Annotated in this window: 9 protein-coding genes and 3 tRNA genes; 2 read left to right on the plus strand and 10 right to left on the minus strand. The window is 64.7% G+C overall.

Annotated features, from left to right (window positions below; genetic code table 11):
- Positions 1-68 precede the first annotated feature (68 nt).
- The gene (locus K8U54_RS02475) at positions 69-1,466 is read left to right on the plus strand and encodes a PLP-dependent aminotransferase family protein (protein ID WP_249908724.1); all 1,398 of its coding nucleotides are present in this window, start codon (positions 69-71) and stop codon (positions 1,464-1,466) included.
- A 6-nt stretch (positions 1,467-1,472) separates the two neighbouring features.
- On the opposite strand, the gene K8U54_RS02480 is transcribed toward K8U54_RS02475, so the two are convergent.
- Together K8U54_RS02480 and K8U54_RS02485 are read right to left on the minus strand one after the other, a co-directional pair.
- A complete protein-coding gene (locus K8U54_RS02480) occupies positions 1,473-3,098 on the minus strand; it encodes a methyl-accepting chemotaxis protein (RefSeq protein WP_249908725.1) in 1,626 nt (541 codons plus the stop codon).
- A gap of 81 nt (positions 3,099-3,179) precedes the next feature.
- On the minus strand, positions 3,180-3,986 hold the full coding sequence (locus tag K8U54_RS02485) for an EAL domain-containing protein (protein ID WP_434060008.1): 807 nt from the start codon (positions 3,984-3,986) through the stop codon (positions 3,180-3,182).
- A 350-nt stretch (positions 3,987-4,336) separates the two neighbouring features.
- On the opposite strand from K8U54_RS02485, the gene K8U54_RS02490 reads away from it, so the two are divergent.
- On the plus strand, positions 4,337-5,338 hold the full coding sequence (locus K8U54_RS02490; RefSeq protein WP_249908727.1) for an AraC family transcriptional regulator: 1,002 nt from the start codon (positions 4,337-4,339) through the stop codon (positions 5,336-5,338).
- 177 nt (positions 5,339-5,515) lie between these two features.
- Here K8U54_RS02490 and glpT read toward each other — a convergent pair whose 3' ends face one another.
- From glpT to K8U54_RS02530, 8 genes are all read right to left on the minus strand, one after another.
- On the minus strand, positions 5,516-6,862 hold the full coding sequence (glpT, locus tag K8U54_RS02495) for a glycerol-3-phosphate transporter (protein WP_249908728.1): 1,347 nt from the start codon (positions 6,860-6,862) through the stop codon (positions 5,516-5,518).
- A 332-nt stretch (positions 6,863-7,194) separates the two neighbouring features.
- Positions 7,195-7,271, minus strand: a tRNA-Asp gene (locus tag K8U54_RS02500).
- Positions 7,272-7,368: 97 nt separating this feature from the next.
- Positions 7,369-7,445, minus strand: a tRNA-Asp gene (locus K8U54_RS02505).
- Between the two features lie 37 nt (positions 7,446-7,482).
- Positions 7,483-7,558 (minus strand) — tRNA-Val (locus K8U54_RS02510).
- A gap of 99 nt (positions 7,559-7,657) precedes the next feature.
- The gene (locus tag K8U54_RS02515) at positions 7,658-8,422 is read right to left on the minus strand and encodes an SDR family oxidoreductase (protein ID WP_249908729.1); all 765 of its coding nucleotides are present in this window, start codon (positions 8,420-8,422) and stop codon (positions 7,658-7,660) included.
- A complete protein-coding gene (locus tag K8U54_RS02520) occupies positions 8,419-9,630 on the minus strand; it encodes an O-succinylhomoserine sulfhydrylase (protein ID WP_249908730.1) in 1,212 nt (403 codons plus the stop codon). Before K8U54_RS02520 ends, K8U54_RS02515 begins: the two co-directional genes overlap by 4 nt.
- Positions 9,631-9,697: 67 nt before the next feature.
- Entirely contained in the window at positions 9,698-11,203 is a 1,506-nt protein-coding gene (gene purF, locus K8U54_RS02525; protein ID WP_075929523.1) for an amidophosphoribosyltransferase, read from the minus strand.
- Positions 11,204-11,231: 28 nt separating this feature from the next.
- Entirely contained in the window at positions 11,232-11,798 is a 567-nt protein-coding gene (locus tag K8U54_RS02530; protein WP_249908731.1) for a CvpA family protein, read from the minus strand.
- Positions 11,799-11,833: the final 35 nt, after the last annotated feature.

Raw genomic sequence — 11,833 nt, forward strand, 5'->3', positions numbered from 1 at the left:
GCACTGTATCCCTGAAAGAAGGTACAGTTTGCCCGGACACTTCATTCCTGTACCCAGGGATTTGCGCCATGCCCAGACCCACCCTTGCCCAGAAAGTCGCCGATGCCATCGCCAGGCAGATCGCCGATGGCGCCCTGCAGGCAGGCAGCAAACTGCCCTCGCTGCGCGAGTACATGCGCCTGCACGGGCACTCCAAGAACACCGTGATCACCGCCTACGAACACCTGGCCTCCCAGGGGCTGGTGGAGGCCCGCCACGGCAAGGGGTTCTTCGTCTGCAGGACCGTCAGCGCCAGCGTCGAGGATGACGAAGCACAGCCCTATACCCGGGCGCTGGACACCATCTGGATGATGCGCCAGCAGTTCGTTCGCGACCCCGGCCATTCGCACCTCGGCGAGGGTTTTCCGCCGGTGGAATGGCTGATGGACATGCGCCTGGACAAGTTTCATCGCCAGGTGGTGCGCGGTGGCGTGACCACCCTGTTTCGCTACGGCACGCGGCTGGGCAACCCCGGCCTGCGCCAGCGCCTGGCGCAAAAGCTGGCGGACTACCGCATCGCCGTCTCGCCGCGGCAACTGGTCACCACCCTGGGCGCCAACCACGGCATGGACCTGATCATCCGCCGCTACGTCATTCCCGGCGACGCGGTGCTGGTCGAAGATCCGGGCTATTACCCGCTGTTCGGCAAATTGCAGCTGCAGGGCGCGCGCATGCTCGGCATACCGCGGGAGGCCGACGGGCCGGATCTGGATGCCCTGGAGCAGGTGTTGAAAAGAGCAAGGCCCAAGCTGTTCTTCCTCCAGTCGGTGGGCCACAACCCCACCGGCTCGGACATCTCCCCCGCCAAGGCCCACCGCCTGCTGCAGCTTGCCCAAGCGCATGACCTGCTGCTGGTGGAGAACGACGCCATGGCCGACTTCAAACCCAGCTCGGCCACCAAGCTGACGGCACTGGACCAGTGCGAGCGCACCCTGTACCTGGGCAGTTTTTCCAAATCGATTTCCGCCGCCTTGCGCGTCGGCTTCATCGCCGGCAGCAAACAGCGCATCGAGGAACTGGCCGACCTGAAGATGCTGCTGCACAACAGCGGCGCCGAATACAGCGAGCGCACCATCGAGGTGATCCTTGGCGAGGGGCATTTCCTGCGGCACCTGTCGCGCCTGCAGGATCGCCTGGGCGCCGCCACGCAACGTGGCCTCGCGGTGCTCGACGAGCTGGGTGCCGAGGTGTTCTGCCGGCCGCAGCAGAGCCTCTACCTGTGGGCGCGCTTTCCCGGCATCGATGACGCCACCGCCCTGACCCGCCATTGCCTGACCCAGGGGGTGATGCTCGCGCCGGGCTCGATCTTCGCCGTCAACCGGCAGACACCGGTGCCCTGGACGCGCCTCAACGTGGCCTACCTGGATGATCCGGCATTTCGCCGCAGCCTGATGCGCCAGGCGCAACTGGGTGTCGGTACCCGGTGACGTCGGTCAGACCCGGAAGGCGGTAACCAGGCCATTGAGGCTGACCGCCAGGCACGAAAGCTCCTGGCTCGCCGCGCGGGTCTGGTTGGCGCCGGCCGAGGTCTGCTGCGACAGGTCGCGAATGTTCACCAGGTTGCGATCGACCTCGCGGGCCACCTGGGCCTGCTGCTCCGCAGCGCTGGCGATCACCAGGTTGCGCTCGGTGATCGCGGCGATGGCCTGCACGATCGCCTCCAGGGCATCCCCCGCCGACTGGGCCAGGGTCAGGGTGGCACCGGCACGTGAACTGCTGTTGTGCATGGCCGTGACGGCCTGTTCGGTACCGCGCTGGATGCCCTCGATCATCTGCTCGATTTCCCGGGTCGATTGCTGGGTGCGGTGCGCCAGGGCGCGCACCTCGTCGGCCACCACGGCGAAACCACGTCCCTGCTCCCCTGCCCTGGCCGCCTCGATGGCAGCGTTCAGGGCCAGCAGGTTGGTCTGTTCGGCAATCGAGCGAATCACCGTGACCACCTGGCTGATCTCGCGGACGTTGCCGGCCAGCTTGCCGATCTCGCCGGAGGTATCGCTGACGTCCCGGGCCAGCAGGTGAATCGAATCGACGGTCTGGCGCACCTGGTCCTGCCCGAGGCGTGCGGTCTGGTCCGACTGGCGCGACGCCTCGGAGGTACTGACGGCATTCTGCGCCACCTCCTCCACCGTGGCGGTCATCTGGTTCACCGCCGTGGCCGCCTGTTCGATTTCCTCGTTCTGCAGGTGCAGGCCGCGGGTCGCATCCTCGGTCACCGCATGCAGCTCTTCCGACGACGAGGCCAGCTGGTTGGAAGACTCGCCGATGCGCTGCAAGGTGTCGCGCAGGCTGCGCTGCATGGCTGCCAGCGCCTGAAGCAGCTGGGCAGGCTCGTCACGGCCGTGATCGTCGACGTCCCGAGTGAGGTCACCGGCGGCGATGGTCTGCGCCACCTCGACGGCCCTGCCGAGCGGCTTGACGATGCTGCGCGTCAGGTAGATCGCCAGCAGGATGGTCATCACCGTCGCGATGATCACCACCAGCACGACGATGCTGGTGCTGTGCTCGTACACCGCGTCGCTCTCGCCAAAGGCCTGCATGGCGCCCTGGCGGTTGAACTCGGTCAGCTCCCTCAGCTTCCTGACCAGCAGATCACCTTCCTCGGCCATCACCCCGGTCAGAATCCGCCCGGCGCCGTTGCGCTCACCGCGCAGCATCAACTCGACCACTTCGCCCTGGTGCTGCAGGTAGCGATCCTTGATGCCGAGCAGCTCCTGGAGCAGGATCCGCTCGGCGTCGGAGTCAACCAGCGCCGTGTAACGGTTCTGCGCACTGCCCAGATCCGCCTTGGCCGCGTCCAGCCCCGGCAGGGCGGCACGCCTCGCCTGCTCGGTGTCGAGCGCATAGAAGCGCAAGGTCAGCGCCCTGACCCGCATGGCCGAAACGCCCAGGTCGTTCAATGCCAGGGTGGATGGAAACCACTTGGCCTCGATGGCATCGCTCATGTTGTCCATGCGCTGCATCTGCGACAGCGTGATGACGCCCAGCAGCACCAGCAAGGTCGCCAAGGCGGCGAAGCAAAGGCCGGCACGCAAGCCGATTTTCATAGTTCTGAGCGACATCAATCCTGCCCTTTCGTTATCGGTTGCCCTTTCGGGAATGGGGTAGCGGTTACACGCGGCTGTCGCCGCCCATTGGCCTGGTCAATCGGCCTGCAGCACACAGGGCCTGTCGAGCCCGTCGAGCAGCTTCTGCGCGCGGGCGAACAGAAACCCCTGCACCCACTGGGCCTCGCATTCGCGACTGATCGCCAGGTCATCCGCGGTCTCGATACCCTCGACCACCACATGGGCGGCCAGGGTGTTGCACAGCCCTACCAGGTGCCTGAGGGTCTTGGCATGCAGGGAGGAGCGCCGGGCACGCTGCACATAGCCCTGATCGATCTTGATGATGTCCGGCTGTGCCTGCTGGATGAAGGCCAGGGTGCCGAACCCCGAGCCGAAATCGTCGATGGCCACGTGGCAGCCGGTGCTGCGCAACTGGTGGACGAACTCCACGGCCTGGTCATGGCTGATCGGCGCCGAGCTTTCGGTGATCTCGATGACCAGGCGCGAGGCGATGCCGCTGTCGGCGAGGCGCTGCAGCACCTGCTCCCAGTGATAGTCGAGGGTGGCGCTCTGCGCGGAAACGTTGCAGCCCAGGGTCAGCGTGGGGTGCCTTGCCAGCAGGCTGATGATGGCCTCGACGACGCAGCGGTCGAGGCGGCGCATCGAATGCCTGCGCTCCAGCACCGCGAACGGATTGAAGCCCAGGGGCTCGCCGTCGCTGCGCAGCAACCCCTCCTGGTAGAGCGTGCGTGCGGTATCCGCCGCTGCCCTGACCGGCTGGAAGGCCAGGTGAAACCGGCCGCGCTGCAACTGCTCGTAGACATACCGCACCCGCGCCTCATCGGACGAAACGGTGGCTGCGCAAATGGCATCGAGGTCGGGCAGTGGGCGGGCGGCAAACATCGAGGGCATTGTGTGTCATCCATAACTGATCAGCTAGATCGCCACCTCGCAAACGTTTGCTATGGCAGCTTGCCGCTGCTATTCGCTAACATCGCCAGCCTATTGAAAAGACTGCACGCCCCCATCAAGAGGCGCAGCAGCGATGCAAACGACGGCTGATGGTCGTGCGGCTTGGCAGAGAGGTGTCAGAGGTGACGCTGAAGCGCCCTTCGCGGCTAACGGGGCGATACGCCCAGGCCGCCCATGTTCCCAGCGCATCAGGGCAATGACCAGTGTTCCCAGGCGCCCGGTTGTTGTCCGCACGTGCATTCACCGTTCATCTCACCGCCAGCGGCTTTCCAGGACACGCGATGTACACAGTGACGAGAAACTGCTTCCAGGTGATGGCGAAGACCTTTCTCGAGCAAGGGGTCGACCCAAGCCAGCTCGACCAACAATTGCTGCAGGCCTTGAGCAGCGGCGCATCGATCACCTTGGCCCAGGTGTACAGCCTGTTCAGCCAGGCCAGCGAACAGACCGCCAATCCCGACATCGGCCTCGGCACCTATGCCCATGCCCACCCCAGCGCCCTGGGCGCTCAGTGTTACCCATTGATGTCCAGCCCGACCCTGGGCTGCGCGCTGAAGCTGATGGTCGACTACCACCCGCTGACCACCAATGGCTCGCACTACCTGCTCGAACAACGCCAGGACACCCTGAAGCTGATCGGCCTGGAAGTCGGCACGTCGCCGATACCGGCGCCGCGGGCCTTTATCGATGCTGGCGCCGCGCTGACCCTGGGCGTCATCCACTGGCTCACGCCTCATCAACGCCCCCAGCCGCTGGGCGCCGAGTTCACCTATGCACAGCCGGCCGATACCGGCCGCCTGCGCCAGTTGTTCGGCGACAACCTGCACTTCTCGGCGCCGCACAACAGCCTGATATTCAAGGCGCGCGACGGTGCCATCGCGCTGCCAACGGCCAATGCGGCGCTGCACGTCATGCATCAGGAATACGCACAATCGCGCCTCGACGACCTGGTCAAGGGTTCGATCGCCGCGCGCGTGGGGCGCCTGCTCGCGCAACAGCTGACCCTGGGCATCAATCTGGATCTGAGCGCGGCCGCCAGTACCCTGCTGATCAGCAAGCGCGGCCTGCAGAAGGCACTGGAACGCGAAGCGGTGAGCTTCATCCAGCTGCAGGAAGAGTCGCGCCTGAAGCTGGCGCACAATCTGTTGCGCAACTCCACGCGCAGCCTCAAGTACATCTCGGCCACCCTCGGTTTTCGTGACCAGAGCAGCTTTCACAAGGCGAGCATGCGCTGGTTCGGCATGCCGCCCAGCCAGTATCGCAATCACCTGGGCGCCTGCTGAACGGCGGGCAGCCTGTGCCGCCACGCGCTTGTCACGCGGCACGCCATCGGTGAGGGCAGGAGAAGATGTGGATGCCGGGCATCGCGCTTCGGCATGAACAGGCTGGCAGGACACGGGTGACCGCCAGCTGCACGAGCCGTCCAACGCGTGGCGGGCGCCACGCGTTGGACGGTGCGATCAGGTCGCCCGCTCTTCGCTAGGCGCCTTCTTGTGCCACAAGGTCGGGATCAGGAACACGATGGCCAGCAGGCACGCGCCGACCAGCAGCACGAAGCCGCCATCCCAGCCGAAGTGGTCGACCGTGTAGCCCATCGCCGCGCTCGCCGCCACCGAACCGCCGAGGTAGCCGAACAGACCGGTAAAGCCTGCCGCGGTACCTGCCGCCTTCTTCGGCGCCAACTCCAGCGCGTGCAGGCCGATCAGCATCACCGGGCCGTAGATCAGGAAGCCGATGGCCACCAGCGCCGCCATGTCGACGATCGGGTTACCCGGTGGGTTCAGCCAGTACACCACGGTCGCCACGGTCACCAGGGCCATGAACACCACGCCGGTCAGGCCGCGATTGCCACGGAACACCTTGTCCGACATCCAGCCGCACAACAGCGTGCCGGGAATGCCCGCCCACTCGTAGAAGAAGTAGGCCCAGGAGCTCTTGTCGACGGTGAAGTGCTTGACCTCCTTCAGGTAGGTCGGCGCCCAGTCCAGCACGCCATAGCGCAGCAGGTAGACGAATACGTTGGCCAGGGCGATGAACCACAGCATCTTGTTGCGCAGCACGTACTTGACGAAGATTTCCTTGGTGCTGAATTCCTTCTCGTGGCTGTCGTCGTAGCCTTCGGGGTAGTCGTTCTTGTACTTCTCGATCGGCGGCAAACCGACCGATTGTGGCGTATCGCGCATGGTCGCAAAGGCGAAAACGGCGATCAGCATCGCCACCGCAGCAGGGACGTAGAATGCCGCATGCCACTCGTTGAACAGGCCCATGCCGAGCAGGAACAGCGGGCCGATCAGGCCACCGCCCACGTTGTGGGCGACGTTCCATACCGACACCACGCCGCCACGCTCCTTCTGCGACCACCAGTGCACCATGGTCCGGCCACTGGGCGGCCAGCCCATGCCCTGGGCCCAGCCGTTGATGAACAGGAGGATGAACATGATGGTCACGCTGGAGGTTGCCCAGGGCGCGAAACCGAAAACGAACATCACCCCAGCCGACACCATCAGGCCGAACGGCAGGAAGTAGCGGGGGTTGGAGCGGTCGGAAATCAGCCCCATGAGGAACTTCGACAAGCCATAGGAGATGGCGATGGCCGACATCGCCAGGCCCAGCTGCCCACGGGTATAGCCCTCCTCCTCGATCAGGTAGGGCATGGCCAGCGAGAAATTCTTACGCAGCAGGTAGTAGCCGGCATAGCCGATGAAGATACCGGCGAAGATCTGCCAGCGCAGGCGGCGGTAGGTGCTGTCTATCTGGTCATCGGGCAGAGGTTCCCGATGGGGGGCAGGACGGAAGAAGGCGAACATCCAAAGGCTCCAGTTCTTGTTTTAGCTGCAGATGCGAATGTGACAGTTATGTGACATTTTCATTTGCGAAAATAGCACTCGCTAGTGAAGCGGTAAAGCCAGGAACCTGTTGGAATTCGAACTAAATGAGCGATTCAGACCGAAGGCTGCGCAAGCTTCGGTAATCCATGCAATAACCGGATGCGCAACCCGCGAGAGGCAGTGAGCCAGGCAGCACGTGAAGGGCACTGCCCCCGCCTGTCAGGCGGCAAGCAGCGAGGAACCGGCGGGCAGAAACAAGAAAAGCGACCCTAGGGTCGCTTTTCAGGAAACCTGCTCGAGGCAGGTGGATATGGCGCAGCGGACGGGACTCGAACCCGCGACCCCCGGCGTGACAGGCCGGTATTCTAACCGACTGAACTACCGCTGCGTGTCGGTGGACTTGCGTCCATGGAACTCGTGCTTCGTCAGATGGTAAAGCCTGGCTTTCCCATCACATCCCAGACCTGAGTCGGGGATGGAAAATATGGCGCAGCGGACGGGACTCGAACCCGCGACCCCCGGCGTGACAGGCCGGTATTCTAACCGACTGAACTACCGCTGCGCGTCGGTGGACTTGCGTCCGTTTCTCTCAAGGCAAGTGGTGGGTGATGACGGGATCGAACCGCCGACCCTCTGCTTGTAAGGCAGATGCTCTCCCGGCTGAGCTAATCACCCTTGGCCTTGCGAGGACGCGAAATTTACGCGGGCACCCAACCTAAGTCAAGGCCGGCGTTGAATTTTTTTCAAAAAAGACGCGATGCACCCGATCACGCCTCAGCGGTAGATCATCTTGCGCGTCATGCCGCCGTCGGTGACGAACTCCTGGCCGGTCACGAAGCCCGCCTCGGCCGACAACAACCAGGCCACCAGCGCCGCCACATCCTCGACCTGCCCTACCCGCCCGACCGGGTGCTGCGCGTGGTCCTCAGCGCTCAGCGGCTCGCTGGCGCGCTGCGCGGCAGCGCGGGAATCGATCCAGCCCGGGCTCACCGCATTAACCCGAACCTCCGGGCCGAGGCTGACGGCCAGCGCATGGGTCAAGGCCACCAGCCCACCCTTGCTGGCCGCATAGGCTTCGCTTTGCGGCTCGGACTGGCTGGCCCGGGTCGAGGCCATATTGACGATGGCACCACCCGAGGCACGCAAGTGCACGGCGCAATGCTTGGCGAGCAGCATCGGCCCGCCAAGGTTGACCGCCAGTACCTGATTCCACTGCACCAGGGACAGGTCTTGCAGCGGGCCGTTATGGGGGCTGGCCACCCCGGCGTTGCACACCAGGGCGTCGAGCCTGCCGAACCGGGCGATGACCGCCGCTACGCCCCTCTCGACCTGAGATTCATCGGCCACATCCATGGCCACGAACATCGCGTTGCCGCCCAGGGCCGCAGCGACCGCGTCGCCCTGGCTGCCCGCCAGGTCGCAGAGCGCCACCCGCCAGCCATGGTTCAGCAGCCAGCGCGCCACGCCCTCACCGATGCCACGGGCAGCGCCGGTAACCAGCGCAACGCGGCCCTGTTCCTCAACAAAGCCCGCGCTCACAGCGCTTGCAGACCGCGGCTCAGGTCAGCCTTGAGGTCGGCGATATCTTCCAGGCCGACCGCGACGCGAATCAGACTGTCACGAATCCCGGCATTCTCGCGCTCCTGCGGCGACAGGCGACCATGGGAAGTCGTGGCCGGATGAGCGATGGTGGTCTTGGTATCACCCAGGTTGGTGGTGATGGAGATCACCCGCGTGGCGTCGATGAATCGCCAGGCCCCCTCCCTGCCGCCCTTGACCTCGAAACTGACCACGGCGCCGAACGCGCTTTGCTGGCGTGCGGCGAGTTCATGCTGCGGATGGCTGGCGAGCCCGGCGTAATGCACCTTCTCGATCCCCTCCTGCTGTTCCAGCCAGCGTGCCAGCTCCAGCGCGCTGCTGCAGTGGGCCTGCATGCGAATGCGCAGGGTCTCCAGGCCCTTGAGGAAGATCCAGGCATTGAACGGGCTGAGGGTCGGCCCGGCGGTGCGCAGAAAGCCCACCACCTCGGTCATCAGCTTGGCGCTGCCGGCCACCACGCCGCCCATGGCACGGCCCTGGCCATCGATGTACTTGGTCGCCGAGTGCATGACGATGTCCGCGCCGAGCTTCAGCGGCTGCTGCAGGGCTGGCGTGCAGAAGCAGTTGTCCACCGCCAGCAGCGCGCCGCGCTCATGGGCGATGGCCGCCAGGGCGGCGATATCGACGAGCTCGGCCAGGGGGTTGGAGGGCGACTCGACGAACAGCAGCCGGGTGTTCGGCTTGAACGCGGCGGCCCAGCCCTCGAGGTCGGCCAGCGGCACATAGTCGACCTGCACGCCAAAGCGCTTGAGGTACTTCTCGAACAGGCTGATGGTCGAGCCGAACACGCTGCGCGAGACCAGCACATGATCGCCAGCGCTGCACAGGCTCATGACGATGGACAGGATCGCCGACATGCCCGACGCCGTAGCGACCGCCTGCTCGGCGCCCTCCATGGCGGCGATACGCTCTTCGAAAGCACGCACCGTGGGGTTGGTGTAACGCGAATAGACGTTACCCGGCACTTCCCCGGCGAAACGCGCCGCGGCATCCCCAGCGGTGCGGAACACATAGCTGGAGGTCGGGAACAGCGCCTCGCTGTGCTCGCCTTCCGGCGTGCGGTGCTGGCCGGCACGGACCGCCAGGGTGTCGAAGCCTACGCCGTCGAGATCGCTGTCGAGCCGACCGGCTTCCCAATCCTGTGTCATATCCTTTTCCTCATCCAGAAAACAGGCCGGGCCCAAAGGGCCCGGTTGTTGAATCATTTAACATCGATCAGTTGTTGTACAGATCGATGATCTCGCTGACCGCTTGCGACTTGGCCTTGTTGCCATCGTTGCGGGCCAGGTCGATGCGATTCAGGTAAGCCTCGTCGACATCGCCGGTGACGTACTCGCCGTCGAATACCGCGCTGTCGAACTGTTCGATCTTGATCTTGCCGCCACCGACCGCTTCCTTCAGGTCGTCGAGATCCTGGTAGACCAGCCAGTCGGCGCCGATCAGCTCGGCCACCTGCTCGGTGGTGCGACCATGGGCGATCAGCTCGTGGGGGCTCGGCATGTCGATGCCGTAGACGTTCGGGTAGCGAACGGCCGGTGCCGCGGAGCAGAAATACACGTTCTTGGCACCGGCTTCGCGGGCCATCTGGATGATCTGCTTGCAGGTGGTGCCGCGCACGATGGAATCGTCGACCAGCATCACGTTCTTGCCGCGGAACTCCAGCTCGATGGCGTTGAGCTTCTGGCGTACCGACTTCTTGCGCGCCGCCTGGCCCGGCATGATGAAGGTCCGGCCGATGTAGCGGTTCTTGACGAAGCCCTCGCGGAACTTGACGCCCAGGTGGTTGGCCAGCTCCAGCGCCGAGGTGCGGCTGGTATCGGGAATCGGGATGACCACGTCGATATCGTGGTCCGGGCGCTCGCGGCGAATCTTGTCGGCGAGCTTCTCGCCCATGCGCAGGCGCGCCTTGTAGACCGACACGCCGTCCATGATGGAGTCGGGGCGCGCCAGGTACACGTGTTCGAAGATGCACGGCTTGAGCTGCGGGTTGGGCGCGCACTGGCGGGTGAACATCTGGCCTTCTTCGGTGATGTACACCGCCTCGCCCGGCGCCAGGTCGCGGATCAGGGTGAAGCCGAGGACGTCCAGGGCGACGCTTTCGGAGGCGATCATGTACTCGACGCCTTCGTCGGTGTGGCGCTGACCGAACACGATCGGGCGAATGCCGTTCGGGTCGCGGAAACCGACGATGCCGTAACCGGTGATCATCGCCACCACGGCATAGCCGCCACGGCAGCGCTTGTGCACGTCCTTGACCGCGGCGAACACGTCCTCTTCGCTGGGGTTGAGCTTGCCGCGCACGGCCAGCTCATGGGCGAATACGTTGAGCAGCACCTCGGAATCGGAGTTGGTGTTGACGTGGCGCAGATCCGATTCGTAGATCTCCTTGGCCAGCTGCTCGACGTTGGTCAGGTTGCCGTTGTGCGCCAGGGTGATGCCGTACGGCGAGTTGACGTAGAACGGCTGGGCCTCGGCCGAGCTGGAGCTGCCCGCGGTCGGGTAGCGCACATGGCCGATGCCCATGTGGCCGACCAGGCGCTGCATGTGGCGCTGCTGGAAGACGTCGCGCACCAGGCCGTTGTCCTTGCGCAGGAACAGGCGCCCTTCATGGCTGGTGACGATACCGGCAGCATCCTGGCCGCGGTGCTGGAGGACGGTGAGGCCGTCATACAGCGCCTGATTGACGTTCGATTTACCGACGATACCGACAATGCCACACATGTGACGCAACCCCTACTCAGTGAAACGACTATTTACCGGTGCCGACAGGAGAAGCCCCCTGCAGCACCTCTTTGAACGGCAGCTCGACCGGCTCGCGTATACCGCTGGCCAGCCACTCGCTGGACACACCCAATATGAGGTTCTTCGACCAATCTGCAACCAGCAGAAAATGCGGCAGCAAGGCCGACTGCTGCCACCAGCTGTCCTGCTGCACCGGCCCCAGGCTGAGCAGCCCGACCGCCACCACGACCAGCAAGGCCCCGCGGGCGGCGCCGAACACCATGCCCAGGAAGCGATCGGTGCCGGACAGGCCGGTGACCCGGATCAGCTCGCCGATCAGGTAGTTGATCAGCGCACCGACCAGCAGCGTCAACACGAACAAGATCACGCAGGCAGCGATGACGCGGGCGGACGGGGTTTCGATATAGGCGCCCAGGTGCTGCGACAGCGCGCCGCCGAACATCCAGGCGACCACGCCGGCGATGATCCAGGTGACGAGCGACAGGGCTTCCTTGACGAAGCCTCTGCTCAGACTGATCAGACTCGAAACGGCGATGATGGCGATGATCGCCCAATCGACCCAGGTGAATGCCACGATGCAGGCTACCGATGGAAGAGGCGCTGCATTTT

Source organism: Pseudomonas fulva (assembly GCF_023517795.1).
Taxonomy (GTDB): Bacteria; Pseudomonadota; Gammaproteobacteria; order Pseudomonadales; family Pseudomonadaceae; genus Aquipseudomonas; species Aquipseudomonas fulva_D.